This window comes from Microbacterium aoyamense (assembly GCF_023155855.1).
GTDB classification, from domain to species: domain Bacteria; phylum Actinomycetota; class Actinomycetes; order Actinomycetales; family Microbacteriaceae; genus Microbacterium; species Microbacterium aoyamense.
In genome coordinates this window covers 232,227-253,429 of record NZ_JAKNUT010000003.1, presented here as the reverse complement: position 1 = coordinate 253,429, position 21,203 = coordinate 232,227, and the positions used below count along the sequence as shown (strand labels likewise).

10 protein-coding genes are annotated in these 21,203 nt (G+C 69.2%); 2 read left to right on the top strand and 8 right to left on the bottom strand.

Annotation, left to right across the window (positions count from 1 at the left end):
- Positions 1-3: 3 nt before the first annotated feature.
- The 5 genes from MA876_RS10285 to MA876_RS10265 form a co-directional block, all read right to left on the bottom strand.
- The gene (locus MA876_RS10285) at positions 4-5,964 is read right to left on the bottom strand and encodes an Ig-like domain-containing protein (RefSeq protein ID WP_248148473.1); all 5,961 of its coding nucleotides are present in this window, start codon (positions 5,962-5,964) and stop codon (positions 4-6) included.
- Positions 5,964-7,100, bottom strand: a complete 1,137-nt coding sequence (locus tag MA876_RS10280) for a serine/threonine-protein kinase (RefSeq protein ID WP_248148470.1) — start codon at positions 7,098-7,100, stop codon at positions 5,964-5,966. Before MA876_RS10280 ends, MA876_RS10285 begins: the two co-directional genes overlap by 1 nt.
- A gap of 135 nt (positions 7,101-7,235) precedes the next feature.
- Positions 7,236-7,889, bottom strand: coding sequence for a spermidine/putrescine ABC transporter substrate-binding protein (locus MA876_RS10275; protein ID WP_248148467.1), 654 nt, complete (start codon positions 7,887-7,889; stop codon positions 7,236-7,238).
- 49 nt (positions 7,890-7,938) lie between these two features.
- On the bottom strand, positions 7,939-8,424 hold the full coding sequence (locus MA876_RS10270; protein ID WP_248148464.1) for a DUF6121 family protein: 486 nt from the start codon (positions 8,422-8,424) through the stop codon (positions 7,939-7,941).
- Positions 8,424-9,314, bottom strand: coding sequence for an ABC transporter (locus MA876_RS10265; RefSeq protein WP_248148460.1), 891 nt, complete (start codon positions 9,312-9,314; stop codon positions 8,424-8,426). The genes MA876_RS10270 and MA876_RS10265 overlap by 1 nt, the downstream gene beginning before the upstream one ends.
- A 132-nt stretch (positions 9,315-9,446) precedes the next feature.
- Between MA876_RS10265 and MA876_RS10260 the strand changes: the two genes are divergently transcribed.
- Positions 9,447-10,052, top strand: coding sequence for a hypothetical protein (locus MA876_RS10260; protein WP_248148457.1), 606 nt, complete (start codon positions 9,447-9,449; stop codon positions 10,050-10,052).
- 15 nt (positions 10,053-10,067) lie between these two features.
- On the opposite strand, the gene MA876_RS10255 is transcribed toward MA876_RS10260, so the two are convergent.
- From MA876_RS10255 to rpoB, 3 genes are all read right to left on the bottom strand, one after another.
- On the bottom strand, positions 10,068-10,682 hold the full coding sequence (locus MA876_RS10255) for a hypothetical protein (RefSeq protein ID WP_248148454.1): 615 nt from the start codon (positions 10,680-10,682) through the stop codon (positions 10,068-10,070).
- 111 nt (positions 10,683-10,793) lie between these two features.
- Positions 10,794-14,666, bottom strand: a complete 3,873-nt coding sequence (gene rpoC / locus MA876_RS10250) for a DNA-directed RNA polymerase subunit beta' (protein ID WP_248148451.1) — start codon at positions 14,664-14,666, stop codon at positions 10,794-10,796.
- Between the two features lie 34 nt (positions 14,667-14,700).
- Positions 14,701-18,198, bottom strand: coding sequence for a DNA-directed RNA polymerase subunit beta (rpoB, locus tag MA876_RS10245; RefSeq protein WP_248148448.1), 3,498 nt, complete (start codon positions 18,196-18,198; stop codon positions 14,701-14,703).
- A gap of 314 nt (positions 18,199-18,512) precedes the next feature.
- Here rpoB and MA876_RS10240 point away from each other — a divergent pair, with 314 nt between their 5' ends.
- Positions 18,513-21,146: a DUF4062 domain-containing protein gene (locus tag MA876_RS10240; RefSeq protein WP_248148445.1), complete on the top strand. Its 2,634-nt coding sequence runs from the start codon at positions 18,513-18,515 to the stop codon at positions 21,144-21,146.
- Positions 21,147-21,203 lie beyond the last annotated feature (57 nt).

Here is a 21,203-nt window from a genome sequence, read left to right as displayed (position 1 = left end):
GTGTCACGGGGCCGGCTCTTCGATCGCCGGAGGGGCCGGAGGGTTATTGGGGTCGCAGATCGCCGCGAACTCGCTCGAAGCGGCGGAGAGACCCCACGGCTGGTTCCAGCTCGCCGTCACGGAGATCCCTTCGACCCGCGTGGCGCCTACGGGGACAATCCACGAGCCGGCTTCGTGCGGCAGAAGCGCTCCTGCCGCATCGTAGTAGCGCAGGCCCGCGTTGCCGAAGACGATGGATGCCCCGTTGCCCGCGGCATCCGTCGACGAACTCCCCACGGCGCTCAGCGGCGACCCGCCCACGCACGACGCGACCGACCAGTTCGCCTGCACCTGGTAGGGCGCGCTCCCCGGTGCCGGTGTCACCGCCGCCCACTCCGTCGCGGTGCCCCACACGGAATGCACATAGCGGACCCGGATGCCGGGGTCGACGCCGAACACGGTGCTCGGGACGCCGCTCAGCTCTGCCACGTTGCGGTTGGGGGGCGCCTCATCCGACCGCGGTGCAGCGCGGATGACCCACTGCGCTCGTCCGTCGACGATGTCGGGGGTCGCATCGACCGCGAAGGTATACCCCGTCGGAGGCTGGAGGGACTGCTGCGCGCGGACGGTCTGGGTGACCGTCGCGCTTCCGAACGACACCCCGCCGAGCGCGATGGACTCGACGCACATCGTGAACGCGTACTCCTCGCCGTCCGGCAGGCCGCGGAAGGTCGCGGTCTCGCCGTTCGCGCGCACCGTGCAGCGCTGACCCTGCGGGACGATTCCGAACCGCAGCGCAGAACCCGCTCCATTGAGCTGTGCCGACGCGGTCGCTGTGACGGTCGATTGTCCGCCACCCGTCGATACCGACGAGAGGTTGAGCACGGGGGCGAGTGGCGCTCCGACTCCGTTCGCCGTCACCGTCACCGTCGGCCCCGACGGGCTGCCGCCCACGACCGGTGGCGGGTCGAACCGCGAGAACGGGGTGACCGAGATGACCGAGGGAGCGTTGCTGCCGACGTTGTAGGCCGGGACGTCGATGCGCGACTGCCCCGGGGGCAACGCCACCTGCATCCGCTCGCCGGTCGGACTCGTGATCTCGACGCTCCCGGCCTTGGCGGGGTCGAGTCCCTCGATCGCGAGCGAGACCACGCCGCCTGCACCGCCCGACGTCACGACGGGCGCGGCCGTCACGGAGCGCGGTGGCTCGGGCGGATCGTACGCCCACGCGGTCGTGCGCACGGATGCGCGGGACTCGCCGATCGCGTTCACCGCGAACGCTTCGTAGACGCGCTTCTCGCCGTTGGGTGCGGTGAGCGTGGGACAGGCGCCATCAGCCGTGCAGCGGGCGACCACGACACCATTGGAGCGCACGATGAACTCCGTGAGCGCCGGATACGCCAACCGCGCATCGCCGGGATCGACCCGCAAGGTGAGCGTCTCGTCGCCGAAGCCGGACTGGGCGACTGTCGCAGGCGCCTTCGGATACCCGAGGAGATCGAGGTTCAGCGTGCCGTCCCGGTCACCGTTCGTGCGCCGGCCCTGCGCGTCCTTGAGCGAGAACCGCGCGATGCATGTCGCGCCCGGCGCGTCCGGCGTCCATGAGGCCTCGACGGCCGTGGCGGTCAACGCGCGGAACGTCACGCCCACGCATGACCCCGCGTCGCTCACCGCGATCAGTTCGAGCGGAGTTCCCGGCAGCGGGTTGACCTCGCCGGACGCACCGACGACATCGATGACGCAGGAGGCGCCCGAGGCCTGCGAGCACTGCTGCGACAGCACCCCACCACGGGCGAGCGTCGAGGGCGCGGCACCGACGCGCAGGATCAGGCGGACGGGAGCGACATCGGCGTGGCTCGTGACCGAGACGAGCGCGACCTCGTCGGTGCCGGGCACGGCCCGGTCACGGCCCGTCACGGTCACGATCGCCCCGTCGCGGGTGACATCGAACGCCGTGCCGTCGTAGACCAGGTCGTAGGTGATGTCGTCCCACCCCGAACGCAGCTGCCACGTGGTCATCGTCTTCAGATCGAACGTCGCGGTGTCACCCGGTGCGACGGTGAGCGAGCCCGCCCGCAGCTCGGGCTGCGGGTCGAGCGCGCGGACCGTGATCGGCACGAAGAGCACGGTCCAGTCCTCCTGCCCCGCGATGCGCACCGGCACGCGGCAGGTGTCGCCCCACGGCGCGCCCGATCCCGCGTCGTAGCGCACGACCGTGCCCGACTCGACGGCGCAGGTCGCGTTGATGCGCGCGCCCGACGTGACCAGGTCGGGCCCGATCTCGAGGCGGCTGCCCCGCGGCCGGGCGACGAGACGGGCGAGGTCGAACGTGGTCGACTGCAACTCCTCCACCGAGGGCGGCGTGAAGCCGGGCCGGAGGGCGAGCGTGAGGTCGTCGTCGCCGGGCACCCGCAGGAAGGCGTAGGTCGTGACCTCGCCGGTGGCACCGGTCCCGCTCACGACGAACGGGATGACACGCGTCCGGGCCGTCAGCGAACCCTGGAGCTCCCAGCCGTCCGCCGTCACGTCGCTCGATGTCGACCACGGCTCGAGCGTGAGCTCCTCGATGTCGCCGCCCGACCAGGTCACCTTGCCCGTGAGCACGTCGACCCCCTCGGGGAAGTCCTCGCGCGTCTCCGCCGTGAGGATCGTGTCGGCCACGACGGGGTAATCGGGAACGCTCTCGCGCACGACCTTGACGACGATGAGTCCTCGTGCGGTGTTGCCGGAGCTCGATTCGACGTCGTAGAGGAACGCGAGCGTGCCCGGCGTCTCCCCCGCCGAGATCACGACGGTGCTCTCGTCGATGGCGACGAGGTGATCGGCCAGTCGTTCGTACTCGGGGTTGGGCTCGCCGTCGACGAGGGCCGGCGGGGCATCCGGACGCACCCCGGTGACCTCCAACGTGCCGCCCACGGGATCGAGGTCGTTCGAGACCGGGCTGACCCGGATCGTGTTGGTCGCCCCGGCCTGCACCTGGACGTAGTCGGTGTAGGTGATCGGACTCGGGTTGGATTGCTCGTCGAGGATGCCGATCCGCACCGTGCCCTGGCCGGTCTCGCCGAACTCGTCGACGACGCGGTAGGTGAACGAGACGGGTCCCTTGTCGCCTGGGACGCTCGTGTAGACGATGGATGCCCCGTCCGCCGCGATCGCGGCCGAGCCGCGATCGGGCTGCGCCACGATGCGATCGAGGGTCACGACGTCGCCGTCGGGGTCCATGCCGAACCCGTCGAACTCGATCGACGTGGACTGCCCGCTGAGCACACGCCCCTCGAGTGTCTCCGGCAGCGGTGCGCGGTTCGCGTCGTCGGCGAGCACGGTGATCCGCACGAGCGCCGTGTCGGCGAGCAGCGGCGCACCGGTCGTGAACACCGAGTACTGGACGGTGTATTCGCCCGGCTCCTCGGGTGCAAGGTATCGCACGAGGTCGCCCGAGCCGAACGCGAGCGCGTCTCCCGTCGACGTCACGGATGACGGGTCCAGCGTCGGCCGCCCGCCCGACGGCGAGATGTCGTTCTCGAGCACGGGGATGTCGACCTGCGCCCCGGCCCGGACCGCCACCGTGTCATCGACCGCGATCGGCGCCAGCGCCGGCGCGACGGGCAGGAGGTAGACGGTCGCCTCACCCTCGACGCTCGCCCCCTCGTCCTCGGTGCCGTCGCTGACCGTGTATCGCACGGTACCCAGGCGCCCCGGCGCACCTGTGGCGGTCGTTCCCGAGACACGCAGGTAGTTCTGGCCCACGGCATCCACCGACATCGTCGCGCCGGGATCGGCGATCGGCACCAGATCGCTCAGCAGCAGGACGCGGTTGGTCGGGTTGGACACGGCGGTGAACACGTCGACCGTCGCGTCCTCCTGCGGACGGACGAACGCCACGACGGGAGCCGTCGTGAGCGGTGGCACGGCGCCGTCGGGGAGCACCGTGATGCGCACCGTGCCACTCGCGTCGTCCGTGCCGTCGGTCAGGGTGAAATCGACCCGGTAGGTGCCGGCACTGCGCGGCGAGAAGTCGAAGCCCGTGGTGCCGCCCACGATCGTCGCCGACGCCGGGGCGTCGTCGAGCACGCGCACGGACTCGAGTGAGAGCACTCCCGTCGTGCCGGTCACGTGCGGGGCGACGTCGATCGTCGTACCGGAGCCGAGTTCCTCGGTCACCGCGAAGGACTCGACGCTCAACTCGGGCTGAGACGACACCCGGACGTTCAACTGCTTCTGGGTCTCGCCTCCGCGCGTGTCGGCGACCGTGACAGCGATCTCGACCGTGAGGTCTTCGGTCCGGCCGTCGTCGCTGTGCTGGTAGACGACGTCGCCGGCCGGCGTGGCCACGGCGCTCCCGCCGCCCGAGACGATCTCGGCCGACAGGAGCAGGAGGGGATCCCCGTCGGGGTCGACCCATCCCTGGAGGACGGGGATCGTCACGGTGCCATCGCGGGAGACCTCGGGCTCGGGCCAGTCGAGGAGGCAGCCCGCAACACCGCACCACTCCGGTGCGGCGTTGTCCGCCTCGGGAACCACCGTGAGCGTGACCGTCGCGGGCGGCGAGACGAGACCGCCTTCGCTCGTGCCATCGGTCACCGCGTACGAGAACGTCGCCGTGCCGCTCGCGCCCGGCGCGAGGCGGACCGCGAGTCGCTGGCCCGAGTCGGTGATCGACACGGTGCCGAAGCCCGGATCGAGGCCCGTCACCGATGCGGGGTCGATCGTCAGGACGTCCTCGTTCGGATCATGGTCGTTCATCAGGACGGGGAGGGATGCGAGACTGCCCGCCCGAACGCCGAAGGCATCCGGTTCGGCGACGGGAGGCTTCGGATCGAGCATGACGGAAAGCTGCTCGTCGCTGGTCTCGACCGCCGGCGCGATGTTGTCGTCGAGCGTCCAGTCCTGGCTCGACGCGACGATGTCTCCGTCCGGAATCGTCCAGACCCACCCCGACCGGGTCTCGTTGAGCACGATCGACTCGCCGTTCTCGACGAACATCGGTCGGCGCTGGCCCGCCAGTGTGCCGCCGTCGTAGTCGAGTGTCTGCCCGATCCCTTCACCGGGCCAGAACGTGCCGCCCGCGTCACCCTGGCCGAGCCATGCCGCGTAGACGAGGCCGTCATGGATGAGCGGGCGTGCGGGCGTGCCCAGGACGCTGTCGAGCCCGAAGGGCGAGGTGATCGTCGAGCCGTCGACGGGGACTTTCACGACCGAACTCTCGTCGGCGAGGTAGATCGCGTCGCCGGATGAGTCGGCATCCCCGACGACGACGGGACCTGTCGTGGGGGTCGCGGCCGGTGCGTCCGCGCCCTCGAGCCACACGTCGCCGTCGTCGGCGTCCACGACCGCCCACGCACCGCCCGCCGCCGTGATGACGGGGGTGGCGAGACCTTCGGCCGTCAGGGCGTCCCGCGCGCGCACGACCGCCCCGGCGATGTCGTAGCGGATGACCGAGGCATCCTGTCGCGAATACAGGAAGAGATTGCCGCGATCGTCGACCGCGATCGCATCGGCGGTGTACTGCGGCTCGTCTTCGTCCTCGCCCGTGGGGTCGACCTGCGGGATGGTCTCGTCGGACAGCCGGCCGGCGAAGACCGTTCCTGCGTCGGTGAGGTAGGCCACGAAGTCGTCGGCGGTCGCGACGTCGACGGTGCCGCCGGGCGTGGACGTCGACGACTGGAGCGCCTCGGCGTCGAGGTCGGTCGGCATCGCCTCGTCGATCCTGGTCACTTTGCTCAGACTGTCGCTGAACACGTACGCACCCGTCGGCGACTGCGCCACGAGATCCGGATTGCTGATGCTGCGGACGGTGTCGAGTTCACCCACCGACGTGTTGACGCGCGCGTACCGCTTGCCGTCCGCGGTCTGGAGCGCCCAGACCGCGGCATCCACATCAGGGGTCTCCTTCGCGTCGAGACCCGGCCAGACGATGCTCGCGCCGATGACGAGCGCGGTCGCGGCCGTCACCGCCGCGATGCCGCCGACCACACGGCGGCGCATCAGATCACCCCGGTCGCGAACAGCGCCGTGACGATACCCGCGACGAGGGTCACGACGGCGGCGACGACGATCGCGATCGTCGCGGCGCTGCGCCCCTGCGTGCGCTGCGGCGACGAGATGTCGGTGTCCTCGTCGCGCACGAGTGCGGCCACGCCGGACCCCGGGCGCACTTTGCGCCTCGTCGCGTCGTCGAGGTGCGACCGCGCGGGCCCGCGGAGGGAGTCGTCGGAGAAGTCGACCGGATCGGATGCCGGAGCCCATTCCTCGTCCGGCACTTCGAGCGCCGTCGGCGAGATGCCCAATTCGCTCTGCACATCCTGGAGCGCCTCGGCGAACTCACGGGCGGACGCGTAGCGACGCGAGGGGTCGCGGCTCATCGAGCGCGAGAGGACGGCCTGGAGCGAAGGGGGCACGTCGGTGCGGGGGATGTCGATGTACGTCGCTCGGGCGATGCGCCGGCGCAGCTGCTCCTTGGTGTTCTGTCCGCGCTCACGACGCTCGAACGGGCTGTGGCCCGCGAGGAGCGAGTACACGGTCGCTCCGAGGCTCCACACCTCACTCGCGATCGTGCCCGCCGTGTCTTCGGCGACGACCTCGGGTGCGCTCCACGGAATCGACATCGCGAGCACTTCGTCCGCGGTCTCGCGCTGCAGTGAAGACGAGATCCCGAAGTCGGCGAGCACGGGGATGCCGAAGGTCGTGATCAGGATGTTGCTCGGCTTGACGTCGCGGTGCACGAGGCCGGCGCGATGCGCCGACTCCAGTGCACTCGCCATGCGGACGCCGATCGCAAGCACCTCGGGCACCGGGATCCGCTCGATCCGGTAGCGCCGCGAGAGCGACCCCGGGCAGTACTCCATGACGATGTACGGTCGGCCGTCGGCCGAGATGCTCGCCTGATAGACCGTGACGATCGCGGGGTGCGCCGAAAGATGCGCGAGGACGTCGGCTTCGGCGTTGAACATCCGCCGCAGGTCGGGGTCGCGGACGTCGCTCGGGAGCACCTTCACGGCGACGTTGCGCCGCGGCATGTCCTGTTCGTACAGGAACACATCCGCGAATCCACCCGATCCGAGCGGGCGGATGTAGGCGAGCCCGGGCAGGATGGGAGGAGCCGAAGGCAGACGTGTCGCCACGGATCCCTCCCCCAGGGGTCAGCCGCCGGGATCCGACGGGATGCTCGAACATGGCACGCCCGAGTGCGCCCATGCTAACAAAGGGTGCCTCATCTGGCTGAGCGGAGACTGTGGAGAACTGTGCCGGGATCCGCGTCAGGATGCGGGATCCGACGGGTCGAACGGCACGTCGAGGGACCGCGAGAGCTCTTCCAGCATCGCCTCGATCTGCGGTTCGACGTACTCGCCGACGGCGGACTGGATCCGCAGTCGGTGATGCAGGAGTACCGTGCACACCTCACGACCGACCATGTTGGCGTAGTCGTCGGCGAGACCGACTTCCTGCCGCAGCGCCGCTTTGGCTTCCTCGGTCAGCGGCGGAAGCGCGGGCACATCCGCGTCGGCCTCCTGCGCGAGGCCCGCGACGGTGAAGAGGAACGGCGCCCCCGGGATCGGCTCGGGGTCCAGTGGCAAGCCCTCGAACTCGGGATCCAGGCCCTCGGCGGGGCGGTAGCTGCGGGCGCGGTTTCGGGCGGCTTGGTGGTCCAGCTCGGCCTGCAGCATCGGCAGATTCAGGGCCGTGTAGTCGGCGACCGAGTGGTCCACGATCGTCTTGATGCGCGTCGAGAGGCCGTGCTGGACGCCGTGCGGCACGTCCGCGCCGAGCCCGGCCGCCGAGAGCACGGGCGAGCCGAGGCAGCGACGGCAGGGGGCGACACGGCCGCGGTGCGTCGCGGGCTCCCAGCGGGGCAGCCACGCGAGCCAGGCGTCGACCGCCTGGCTCACCTGCGTCTCGAGGGAACGCTCCACGGTCCCACGGTAGCCGTTCCCGCCCGGAATTCCGGGGTTGTGCGGGGTTTCATTCATCGTCGTCGTGCTCCCACGGCCACCTGGGCCGGTCGGCGCGTGTGCGCACGAGCGCCATCCCGCCCCAGGCGGCGACCGCCGCCGCCCCCGCGGGGACCGCTCCGAACCACGTCGTCGCGACGCGTCCGGCGATCGCCGCGGCCGCCGCGATACCCGCCCCGACACCGACAGCACCGATCCACAGGGTCGCGAGATACACCAGGAACACCGCCGGAGTGATCCACGCGACGGCCCAGAACGACGGCGCGGACTGCCGGAGGGCGATCGCGAGAAGCACCGCGAACGACACCGCCGCGATGGAGAGCGACAGGATGCCGGGGACCTGACCCAAGCCCGGCATCGCGATGACGTCCTCGTCGAGCGCGAGCGACAGCATCCCGAATCCGAAGATCACGAGCGTCGCGAACACGACCGTCGCCAACGCCACCGCCACCGGAGGACGCACGCGCGGCGCGCGGTCGTCGCCCGCGGAGGACATCAGGCTCGGACGAGCTGCGGGCCTGCCTCGAGCGTGCGCTCGTATTCGCGCTGCGCCTCGATGTTGAGCTCGGTCACCCGCTTGCCGCGAGCCGCCGCCCACGCGCCGAACCAGATCGTGAGCTCACGCCCGAAGACGAAGGCCGCGATCGCGAGCGGCGCGAGGAGCTGGCCCTCGACGAGGGTCTGGCCCTCGGACGCGGTGAGCTCCCAGAACGGAGCCTCGAAGAGCTGACCGAGGATGTGGCCGCCATACGCGGCGACGCCCACGAGCAGACCCGTGACGACCCAGACACCCCACCGACCGCGGTTGATGATGGCACCGAGCAGCCAGAAGGCGATGAAGAAGACGACCGTCGGAACCCACAGGCCCCACGTGCCGAGTGCCGTGAGGGCCGCGCTGCCGACGTTCTCCGCGGTGACGACGCCCTGCAGCGCGCCGAAACCGAGCGCCGCGCCGAGGTACAGGACCGCGAAGCTGACGGCCGCGAGCAGCCCGATCGCGCCGGCGGCGGCGCGGTTGCCGCGCGGCCGCGGGGCCTCCGGCGCCTGCACGAAGATCGGCGACGGACCGGGAAGGATGGGCGCCGGCGCGACGACGGGCGCTTCGACGACCGGCTCGCTGGGCGTGACGACCGGCTCGTACACCGTCGTCTCGGCCTCGGCGGCCGGCTCGTACGCCAGTGTGGCCGCTTCGGGGCTGTCCCACGGGTCGGGTTCCGCTGCGACCGCGGTCTCTTCCACCGCGACGGGCTCTTCGACGACAACGGCATCCTCTACGCGTGCGGCCTCGGCGTCCGCGAGTCCCTCCTGCGCGCGCACGACGATGTCGTCGTCGGCGACGACCGGCTCCTCGACGGGTTCGCCGTGGGACGAAGTGGGGTTGCTCATCGGACGGACTCCTCACGCAGGGCTGATCCCTGCAGAGCGAGAGTAACGCCCCGACGCGCGCACGCCGCGTAGGCGTGCCGTGGTTCGCCGCGCCGGCGGAGCGCGCCTCGTCTCGACCGCTAGGGTGTGCCCATGCCCTCGTCGCTCGTCCGCCGGTTCGTCGTCGTCGCGGCACTCGCGTCGATCCTCGCCCTGGCGGGCTGCGTGCCCGAGCCGTCGCCGTCCGCGGCACCCGAAGCATCCGCGTCCACAGGCGCCGAGCCGTCACCGAGCGGATCGACGGATGCGTCGCCGACTCCCTCCCCGTCGAGCACCGCGAAGACCATCGCGATGCCGACCGACTGCCGCGCGATCCTCACCGCCCCGGTGCTCGCCGAGCTCGGCGAGACTCCGCTCAACGACCCCGCATTCGGCTCGACCGGCGTCCAGCCGGACGGCTCGCTCATCTGCGTGTGGGGCGACCCCGGCGCCGACACGACCAACCTCACCACGACCATCACCAAGATCTCGCGTGGCCCGGCACTGGATCTGCTGAACGGTCTGGCCGACGACGAGGGCTTCACGTGCTACACACCCGACGGCGGCACGCGCTGCGAGAAGACCTGGACGAACGAGACCTATCCCGTCACCGACGGACGCACCCTGTTCTGGCGCGATGACGTGCTCATCGACACGCGGTTCTCGAACCTCGCCCCGTCGGGGTACACGAACGCGATCGTGACGTCGCTCTTCGGCTGACCACGGCTGAGCTGATCAGCCGAGCACGAATCCCGACATCCGCGATGCGAAGTCGCCGGGCGACCAGCCCTTCGTGAACACGTAGAGCCACAGCCCTTCGCGCAGGACGTGCTCCTCGAGGCCGCCGTCGCGAGCGAGGGTGCAGCGCAGGATGCCGGAGTCCGACGTGCACGTGAACCCCGCACCCTCGAACCCCGCCTGGGCGACGGCCGCGGCATCCACGTCGACGTCCGCCAGTGTCGAGACGAGCGAGCCGCCGTCGGGATAGGACCACGCGCACGTGAGGCGCACGGTCGGAGCGAGCGCCTCGACGACCGTGGTCGCGGCTGTGGAGGGCGGATCCGTCGTCTGGGCCAGCAGCCCCTCGCCGCGCCACTGCAACTCGGCCCACACGTTCTCCGGGTACAGGTCACGGCAGTCGCGCACGGCCTCGAGATCCGCGACCCCGTGGGCCGGCTCCCCCATCGTCACGAGCGGCTCGGTGAGGGCACGATGGGCCGTCTGCCCGACCCACGCCGCGGCGACCGGCATCATCGGCAGCGAGAACCACAGGAGCGCACCGACCACGCCGGCGCAGATGAGTCCTGCGGGCACGGCGATCCACGAATTGCGCCCCGGAATACGTGCCATTTCCCCTCCCCCTCAACGGTAGGTTCGCCGAGGCCGCAGGACGGTCTCGGCGCGCGGGGAACGCCGAAGGCCCCCGGCGTGAACCGGAGGCCTTCGGTACTGCGTGGTGGATCAGTTGTACGACGTGAAGTCGCCGTCCGTCGAGAAGCTGTCGAAGTCGACGTAGCTCAGGTCGGCGTCCGAGAACGCACCGTCCGAGGCGAAGATGCGGTTGGGGTACCGCTCGCTCTTGGCCTCTTCCGTCGCCTCGACCGCGACGCCCCGATACTTCGAGAGTCCCGTTCCGGCGGGGATGAGCTTTCCGATGATGACGTTCTCCTTGAGGCCGACGAGCGGGTCGCTCTTGCCCTCCATGGCCGCCTGCGTGAGGACGCGGGTGGTCTCCTGGAACGACGCGGCCGACAGCCACGACTCCGTCGCGAGCGACGCCTTCGTGATACCCATCAGCTCGGGACGACCCGACGCGGGGCGCTTGCCCTCGGCCACGGTCTCGCGGTTGATGTTCTGGTAGCGCTTGAAGTCCACCAGCTCACCCGGGAGCAGTGTCGTGTCGGCGTGGTCGACGACCGTCACCTTGCGCAGCATCTGGCGCACGATGACCTCGATGTGCTTGTCGTGGATCGGCACACCCTGCGAGCGGTAGACGCCCTGCACGCCGTTCACGAGGTACTTCTGCACCTCGCGGGCACCCATGACGCGCATGACCTCCTTGGGGTCGAGCGTGCCGACCTGCAGCTGCTGGCCGACCGTGACGTGCTGGCCGTCCTCGACCAGGAGCGTCGCGCGCTTGAGCACGGGGTAGACGTGCGGCTCGTCGCCGTTGTCGGGCGTGAGGATGATCTTCTTCGCACGGTCGGTCTCGTCGATCGTGATGCGACCGGCGGACTCCGCGATCGGCGACGCACCCTTGGGGGTACGCGCCTCGAAGAGCTCCTGCACGCGGGGCAGACCCTGCGTGATGTCGTCGGCCGAGGCCGAACCACCCGTGTGGAAGGTGCGCATCGTCAGCTGCGTGCCGGGCTCACCGATCGACTGGGCCGCGATGATGCCGACGGCCTCGCCGATGTCGACGATCTTGCCGGTCGCGAGCGAGCGGCCGTAGCACTGCGCGCAGACGCCGACGGCCGAGTCGCAGGTGAGCACCGAGCGGACCTTGATGGTCTCGACCCCGGCATCCACCAGCTTGTCGATCAGCACGTCGCCCACGTCGTCGCCGGCGTCTGCCAGCACCTCGCCCGAGGGCGAGACGACCTGCTCGGCGAGCGTACGGGCGAACACCGAGTTCTCGACGTTGGCGTCCTTGACGAGCGTGCCCGTCGAGTCCGGCGCCGCGATGACGAACTCGAGACCCTTGGTCGTGCCGCAGTCGTCCTCGCGGATGATGACGTCCTGCGAGACGTCCACGAGACGACGCGTGAGGTAACCCGAGTCGGCCGTACGGAGGGCCGTGTCGGCCAGACCCTTGCGGGCACCGTGCGTCGCGATGAAGTACTCCGCCACCGACAGACCCTCGCGGTACGACGAGATGATCGGACGCGGGATGATCTCACCCTTGGGGTTGTTCACCAGGCCTCGCATACCCGCGATGTTGCGGATCTGCAGCCAGTTACCACGAGCACCCGACGAGACCATGCGGTTGATGGTGTTGTCGGCCGGGAAGTTGTCGCGCATCGCCTTCTGGACGGCGTCGGTCGCCTCGGTCCAGATCTTGATGAGCTCCTGGCGACGCTCGGCGTCGGTCGTGAGACCCTTCTCGAACTGCGACTGCACCTTGGCGGCCCGCTTCTCGTAGCCCGCGACGATCTCGCCCTTGTTGGGGGGCGTGAGGATGTCCGACAGCGCCACCGTGACACCCGAGCGGGTGGCCCAGTAGAAGCCGGCGTCCTTGATCCGGTCGAGCGATGCTGCGACCTCGACCTTGGGATACTCCTCGGCGAGCTTGTTGACGATCTGCGACAGCTTGCCCTTGTCGGCCTGTTCGCGCACGAACGGGTAGCCCTTGGGCAGGGTGTCGTTGAAGATCGCCTGGCCGAGCGAGGCATCCACCAGTCCGTGGCGCTCGTAGCCCTCGGGCGCTTCGCCCTCGAGGAACGTGAGTCCGGGGACCTTGATGCGGACCTTCGCCTGCAGGTCGAGCGTCCCCTCGTCCTTGGCGAGGATGGCCTCGCCGACGGAGCCGAACGCGCGACCCTCGCCGAGGGCGCCCTCCTTGACCGTGGTCAGGTGGTGGAGGCCGATGATCATGTCCTGCGAGGGCAGGGTCACCGGGCGACCGTCGGACGGCTTCAGGATGTTGTTCGACGCGAGCATCAGGATGCGCGCCTCGGCCTGAGCCTCGACGGACAGCGGAAGGTGCACGGCCATCTGGTCACCGTCGAAGTCGGCGTTGAACGCCGCGCAGACGAGCGGGTGGAGCTGGATGGCCTTGCCCTCGACGAGCTGCGGCTCGAACGCCTGGATGCCGAGGCGGTGCAGCGTGGGCGCACGGTTGAGCAGCACGGGACGCTCGCGGATGATCTCCTCGAGCACGTCCCAGACCTCGGGACGCGTGCGCTCGACGGCGCGCTTGGCCGCCTTGATGTTCTGCGAGTGACCGAGGTCGATCAGGCGCTTGATGACGAACGGCTTGAACAGCTCGAGGGCCATCTGCTTGGGCAGACCGCACTGGTGGAGCTTGAGCTGGGGTCCGACGATGATGACCGAACGACCCGAGTAGTCCACGCGCTTGCCGAGCAGGTTCTGGCGGAACCGGCCCTGCTTGCCCTTGAGCATGTCGGACAACGACTTGAGCGCACGGTTGCCCGTACCCGTCACGGGGCGACCACGGCGGCCGTTGTCGAACAGCGCGTCGACGGCCTCCTGCAGCATGCGCTTCTCGTTGTTGACGATGATCTCGGGGGCACCGAGGTCGATCAGGCGACGGAGGCGGTTGTTGCGGTTGATCACACGACGGTAGAGGTCGTTGAGGTCGGAGGTCGCGAAGCGACCACCGTCGAGCTGCACCATGGGCCGCAGCTCGGGCGGGATCACCGGGACGACGTCGAGGACCATGGATGCCGGGCTCATGCCCGTCTGCAGGAACGAGTTGACGACCTTCAGACGCTTGATCGCACGGATCTTGCGCTGGCCCTTGCCCTCGGCGATCTGCAGGTGCAGGTTCTCGGCCTCGGCGGCCAGGTCGAACGCCTCGAGGCGACGCTTGATCGATTCCGCGCCCATGTGGGCCTCGAAGTACTGCCCGAAGCGGTCCTGCAGCTCGTGGAAGATCTCGTCTTCGCCCTTGAGCTGGCCGACCTCGAGCGTGCGGAAGTCCTCCCACACCTTCTCGAGACGGATGATCTGGTCGTCTGCACCCTTGCGGATGAGCGCCATCTCCTTCTCGGCGGCGTCCTTGACCTTCTTCTTCTGGTCGGCCTTGGCGCCTTCCTCTTCGAGAGCGGCGAGCTCCTCCTCCAGCTTCTGGAGGCGGGCTGCGACCTTGGCGTCACGGCGGTCGCCGAGCGTCTTGATCTCGAGGCGGATGTTGTTCTCCTGCGTGGGGAGGTCGCGCTGGCGGGCCTCCTCGTCGACGGAGATCACCATGTAGGCGGCGAAGTAGATGACCTTCTCGAGGTCCTTCGGCGCCATGTCGAGCAGGTAGCCCAGGCGCGAGGGGACACCCTTGAAGTACCAGATGTGCGTGACGGGCGCGGCGAGCTCGATGTGGCCCATGCGCTCGCGACGGACCGAGGACTTGGTGACCTCGACGCCGCAGCGCTCGCAGACGATGCCCTTGAAGCGCACGCGCTTGTACTTGCCGCAGGCGCACTCCCAGTCACGGCTCGGCCCGAAGATCTGCTCTCCGAAGAGACCGTCCTTCTCGGGCTTGAGCGTGCGGTAGTTGATCGTCTCGGGCTTCTTGACCTCGCCGTACGACCAACGACGGATGTCGTCGGCGGTGGCCAGGCCGATGCGGAGCTGGTCGAAAGTTGTTGATTCGAGCACTAGTTCAGTTCTCCTGTGTAAGAAATCGACCGGGTCAGATCTCGTCGATCGACGAGGACTCGAAGCGGCTGGAGATGTTGATGCCGAGCTCTTCCGCTGCGCGGAAGGCGTCGTCGTCGGTGTCGCGGAGGTTGACCGCCGTGCCGTCGGCCGAGAGCACCTCGACGTTCAGGCAGAGCGACTGCATCTCCTTCATGAGCACCTTGAAGGACTCGGGGATGCCGGGCTCCTGGATGTTCTCGCCCTTGACGATCGCCTCGTACACCTTGACTCGGCCGAGGATGTCGTCGGACTTGATCGTGAGGAGCTCCTGCAGCGCGTACGCGGCACCGTAGGCCTCGAGGGCCCACACCTCCATCTCGCCGAACCGCTGGCCGCCGAACTGGGCCTTACCGCCCAGGGGCTGCTGCGTGATCATCGAGTAGGGGCCCGTCGAGCGCGCGTGGATCTTGTCGTCGACGAGGTGGTGCAGCTTCAGGATGTACATGTAGCCGACCGAGATGGGCGCCGGGAACGGCTCGCCGGAGCGACCATCGAACAGCTGGGTCTTGCCCGTCGAGTCGATGAGGCGCTCGCCGTCGCGGGTCGGGAGCGTCGAGTCGAGCAGACCCGCGATCTCGTCCTCGAACGCGCCGTCGAACACCGGGGTCGCGACCTTGGTGCCGGCCGCGGCCTCACGAGCTGCGTCGGGAAGGCTCGCCGCCCACTTCGGGTTGCCCTCGACCTTCCAGCCCTGCTGGGAGATCCAGCCGAGGTGGAGTTCGAGGACCTGGCCGAAGTTCATGCGACCGGGGATGCCGAGCGGGTTCAGGATGACCTGGACCGGCGTACCGTCTGCGAGGAACGGCATGTCCTCGACGGGGAGGATCTTCGCGATGACGCCCTTGTTGCCGTGGCGGCCGGCGAGCTTGTCACCCTCGGTGATCTTGCGCTTCTGGGCGATGTAGACCACGACGCGACGGTTGACGCCCGAGCCGAGTTCGTCGTCGCCGTCCTCGGCATTGAACTCCTTGACCGCGATGATCGTGCCCTGCTCGCCGTGCGGCACCTTGAGCGACGTGTCACGGACTTCGCGGCTCTTCTCGTTGAAGATCGCGCGGAGCAGGCGCTCCTCGGCCGAGAGCTCGGTCTCGCCCTTGGGAGTGACCTTGCCGACGAGGATGTCACCCGGACGCACCTCGGCGCCGATGCGGATGATGCCGCGCTCGTCGAGGTCCTTCAGCAGATCGGGGCTCACGTTGGGGAGGTCACGGGTGATCTCCTCCTTGCCGAGCTTCGTGTCGCGGGCATCCACCTCGTACTCTTCGATGTGGATCGAGGAGAGGGTGTCGTCCTTCACCAGGTCCTGGCTGAGGATGATGGCGTCCTCGAAGTTGTGGCCCTCCCACGTCATGAACGCCACGAGGAGGTTCTTGCCGAGCGCGAGCTCGCCGTTCTCCGTCGCGGGTCCGTCGGCGATGACCTCGCCCTTCTCGATGCGGTCGCCCGCCGAGACGATGACGCGCTGGTTGTACGACGTGCCCTGGTTCGAGCGGTCGAACTTGCGCAGGAAGTAGTCCTGCGTGCCACCCTCGTCGAGCTGGATGGTCACGACGTCGGCCGAGACCTCCAGCACGACGCCGGCCTTCTCGGCGGTGAGCACGTCACCGGCGTCGATGGCCGCGTAGCCCTCCATACCGGTTCCGACGACGGGCGATTCCGAGCGCAGGAGCGGGACGGCCTGACGCTGCATGTTCGCACCCATGAGGGCGCGGTTGGCGTCGTCGTGCTCGAGGAAGGGGATGAGCGACGTCGCGACCGACACCATCTGGCGGGGCGAGACATCCATGTAGCCGATCTCGTCGGCGTGGAAGAGGTCGACCTCGCCACCCTGGCCACGGCGGGCCAGAACGCGGTCGTTCGCGAACGAGCCGTCGGCCTTCAGCTCGACACCTGCCTGGGCGACGATGTAGTCGCTCTCTTCGGATGCCGTGAGGTAGTCGATCTCGTCGGTGACCTTGCCGTCGACGACACGACGGTACGGCGTCTCGATGAAGCCGAACGCGTTGATGCGCGCGAACGACGCGAGCGAGCCGATGAGGCCGATGTTCGGGCCTTCCGGGGTCTCGATGGGGCACATGCGGCCGTAGTGCGACGGGTGGACGTCACGGACCTCGACGCCCGCGCGCTCACGCGACAGACCACCGGGGCCGAGGGCCGACAGGCGGCGCTTGTGGGTCAGACCCGCGAGCGGGTTGTTCTGGTCCATGAACTGCGACAGCTGCGAGGTTCCGAAGAACTCCTTGATCGCGGCCACGACGGGACGCACGTTGATCAGGGTCTGCGGCGTGATCGCCTCGATGTCCTGCGTCGTCATGCGCTCGCGGACGACACGCTCCATGCGCGACAGACCCGTGCGGACCTGGTTCTGGATGAGCTCGCCCACGGCGCGGATGCGACGGTTGCCGAAGTTGTCGATGTCGTCGGTGTCGAGGCGGATCTCGGCGGGCTGTCCGCCGCGGATGCCGTCGAACACGACGTCGCCGCGGTGCAGGCGCACGAGGTACTTGATCGTCGCGACGATGTCGTCGACGGTGAGCACCGAGTCCGACAGCGGCTGGTCGAGACCGAGCTTCTGGTTGATCTTGTACCGGCCGACCTTGGCGAGGTCGTAGCGCTTCGGGTTGAAGTAGAAGTTGTCCAGGAGCGCACGCGCGGCCTCGGCGGCGACCTGCTCGCCCGGACGCAGCTTGCGGTAGATGTCGCGGAGCGCGTCTTCCTTCGTGACGATGGTGTCCTTCGACAGGGTCTCCTCGATGGAGTCGAAGCCGGCGAACTCGTTCATGATGTCTTCGCTCGTGAGGCCGAGGGCCTTGAGGAAGACGGTGACCGACTGCTTGCGCTTGCGGTCGATGCGCACGCCGACCTGGTCGCGCTTGTCGATCTCGAACTCGAGCCATGCGCCGCGGCTCGGGATGACGCGGGCCGACACGATGTCCTTGTCGGACGTCTTGTCGGGGGTCTTGTCGAAGTAGACGCCGGGCGAGCGGACGAGCTGCGACACCACGACGCGCTCGGTGCCGTTGATGATGAACGTGCCCTTGTCGGTCTGGAGCGGGAAGTCGCCCATGAAGACCGTCTGGGTCTTGATCTCACCGGTCTGGTGGTTCATGAACTCGGCCTCGACGTAGAGCGGGGCCGCGTACGTCTTGCCGCGCTCCTTGCACTCGTCGATCGAGTACTTCTCGGGCTCGAGGTAGGGGTTCGTGAACGAGAGCTGCATCGTCTCGCTGAGGTCCTCGATCGGCGAGATCTCCTCGAAGATCTCCTCGAGACCGCTGATCTCGGGAACGCCGGTGCGTCCGGCGGCGGCGGCCTCGGCGACGCGCGTCTTCCACGCGTCGTTGCCGACGAGCCAGTCGAACGACTCGGTCTGCAGAGCCAGGAGGTCGGGGACCTCGAGGTTGTCGGTGATCTTGGCGAACGAGAGGCGGGATGCCCCGCGGCCGCTCTTAGGGGTGGTGGTGGTGGATGCGTTGCGCGCAGCAGCCAAGGGGATTACCTCCGTGGGCCCGTGCCCGGGCTCGTTTCCTTGTCGTCAGGGTGGAGTGCTCTGTTCATTCCCCGAAACCCGGCGCCTCACACGCTCGACGTCGTGAGACGAGGAGCGGGGGCACGCAGGCACAGCCGACCACCATATGAGGGCAGGGGGATCCAGAGCGCAACTACCAACTATACGTCGTCGTCACTCATATGGCAAGCGGGATTCTTGACGGGTTCGGGATGCTGCGGTATAACCGCGCGACGCGCCGCACGATTCCACGCGAAAGCATGGAAACTCGGGGCGCGTGAGGCCAATATGTGGTCATGACCGGGGACACCCGACCCGTCATCCGCACCCCCGATCAGCGGATTCGGGTCTTCGTGAGCTCGACCCTGCACGAGCTCGCCGGCGAGCGACGCGCGGCGCGCGCGGCCGTGGAGCGCCTGCAGATGGCCCCTGTCATGTTCGAGCTCGGCGCTCGCCCGCACCCGCCGCGCGATCTTTACCGCGCCTACCTCGAGCAGAGCGACGTGTTCGTGGGAATCTACGGCGCAAGCTACGGATGGGTGGCCCCCGGCGAGGAGATCTCCGGCCTCGAGGACGAATACCGCCTGGCGCCCGCGCGGATGCCGAAGCTCATCTACATCAAGAGCACGGACGAGCGCGACGACCGGCTCCGAGCTCTCATCGCGCGCATCCAGACCGACGACACCGCCGCGTACCTGCACTTCCGATCCGAACAGGAGCTCGAAGAGCAGGTCGCCGGCGACCTCGCGACCCTCCTCGCCGAGCGGTTCGATGAGTCCCGTGTGATCTCCGAGCTGGAACCGGATGTCGCGGTCCCCTCCCTGATCTCGCGCATCCCGGTGCCGTACACGACGACGATCGGCCGCGCGGACGACATCGCGACGGTGCGAGACATGCTCACGGCCGGGACGGATCGGGTCGTCAGCCTCATCGGGCCCGGCGGGATCGGCAAGAGCCGGCTCGCCATCGAGACGGCCCTCGCCACGGAGGACCTGTTCCCCGACGGCACGTACTTCGTGCCGCTCGAGGGCGTGCTGGAGCCCGGCCTGCTGCTGCCCACGATCTCGTTCGCGCTCGGCATCCGCGACAACGGCGAAGCGGAGCTCGAGGAGCGCATCTCGCATGCACTCGACGCCCGCCGCGTGCTGATCGTTCTCGACAACTTCGAACAGATCGTGGATGCCGCGCCCGTCCTCGTGCGCCTGTACACGGTCGCTCCGAGCGCGGTCTTCCTCGTCACCAGCAGGATCGTCCTGCACATCCGCGGCGAGCGCGTCTTCGACGTGCCATCGCTTTCGATGCCGGTCGGCGGGTTCCCTGCGAGCCTCGACGCCTCGACCCGGTCCGCCGCCGTCGCGCTGTTCGTGGACCGCGCTCAGGCTGTCCGACCGGGCTTCGACGTCACGGCCGACAACGCCCAGGACGTCGCCGACATCTGCCGGCGGTTGGAGGGTCTGCCGCTCGCGATCGAGCTCGCGGCCGCCAAGATGCGCATCCTGACGCCATCGGGCATCGCCGAGCGGCTCGGCAAGAGCCTCCCCCTCCTGTCGGCGGCGGTGCGCGATCTGCCCGAACGCCATCGCACGATGCGCGCGACGATCGACTGGAGCGTGGGGCTGCTCCCCGAGGTGCAGCGCGACCTGCTGGAGGACCTCGGCGTCTTCGCGACGCGGTTCACCCTCGATGCCGTCGAGGCTCTCGGAGCGGGTCGCTCCTGGGACGGCCAGGCGCTCGACGCCCTGTCGGCCCTCGTGGACGGCTCGCTCGTCAAGCAGTTCGACATGGGCGGGCGGTCGGTGTTCTCGCTGCTGGCGATCGTCCGCGAGTACGCCATCGGCAGGCTCAAGGCGCGCGGCGAGGCGGACCGCGTGCGGGCGGCCCACGCCGACTACTACAGCGGACTGGTGCATCGCCTCGCCCCGGGCCTGGGCGGGACGGGCCAGGCCGACGCCGTCCGGCAACTGGGACTGGAGCTGCCGAATCTGCGCGCCGCGGTCCGCCACCTCGTGTACACGAACCGCCTGGACGATGCCGGCGACTTCGCCTGGAGCCTGCTCATCTACTGGTGGATCTCGGGCTTCTTCGCCGAGGTGCGGCTGTGGATGCTGGAGCTGCTCGAGAAGCAGCACGCGCATCCCATCACGCAGCGGACTCGGGCGGTGGCGTGGTTCCTCGCACTGTGGGGCGAGATGTGGCAGCGCCCGAGCGAGCAGGTCGTGGCCGGTCTCGGCGAGTGCGTGCGACTGTTCACCGAAGCCGGCGACGACGACTCGGCCGCGATGGCCCTCGCTGCTCGCGCGACCGCCCGCATCCAGCTGCAGGACTTCGATGCCGAGAAGGCGGATGCCGAACTGCGCGAGGCGGTCGGGCGTCTGCGCGACGCCGGGAACGCCTGGGCGGAGGCCATCACCGAAGTCTCGCTCGGCCGGCTCGCGTGGGTGCGCGAGTCGACGTCCGACGCACTCGCCCACTTCGACCGCGCCGCCGAGATCGCCGAGCAGGGAGGCGACCTGTTCACCCGCTCGGTCGCGGGCAACCTGCGCTCGCGGCTCAACTTCCAGCTCGGGCGCATCGACGTCGCCGAGATCGAGTTCGTGCACACCCTGACGATCTCGGTGGGGCTTCACTACGACGAGGGTGTGGCCTACGGGCTCGAGGGCATCTGCGCCGTCGCGGCGGCGCGCGGCGAGGCGTGGAGGGCAGCTGCGCTCGCCGTGGCGGCGGGGGTGATCCGACGTCGGATCGGGATCTTCGACGCCGAGGCGTTCACGGTGCACACGCCGTACCTCGAGATCCTCCGCGGACGGGATGCCGCCGGCGTCGCCGCAGGCGAGGGGGCCGGTGCCGACCTGACGGTGGCCGACGCCGTGAAGCTCGCGCTGCCGGGGGACGAGTTCGCACGCGTCGCCGAGGCGGTCTCGCACTGGTGACGCGTGATGGACGGGCGCGGCATCCCGACCCCAGAATGAAGCGCATGGAGCGGGGGA

What these genes read in the sequence shown, in the direction of transcription:
- MA876_RS10285 (WP_248148473.1), bottom strand. Translation starts at nt 5,964, where the DNA reads ATGCGCCGCCGTGTGGTCGGCGGCATCGCGGCGGTGACGGCCGCGACC.
- MA876_RS10265 (WP_248148460.1), bottom strand. Translation starts at nt 9,314, where the DNA reads ATGAGCAACCCCACTTCGTCCCACGGCGAACCCGTCGAGGAGCCGGTC.
- MA876_RS10270 (WP_248148464.1), bottom strand. Translation starts at nt 8,424, where the DNA reads ATGTCCTCCGCGGGCGACGACCGCGCGCCGCGCGTGCGTCCTCCGGTG.
- MA876_RS10240 (WP_248148445.1), top strand. Translation starts at nt 18,513, where the DNA reads ATGACCGGGGACACCCGACCCGTCATCCGCACCCCCGATCAGCGGATT.
- MA876_RS10255 (WP_248148454.1), bottom strand. Translation starts at nt 10,682, where the DNA reads ATGGCACGTATTCCGGGGCGCAATTCGTGGATCGCCGTGCCCGCAGGA.
- MA876_RS10260 (WP_248148457.1), top strand. Translation starts at nt 9,447, where the DNA reads ATGCCCTCGTCGCTCGTCCGCCGGTTCGTCGTCGTCGCGGCACTCGCG.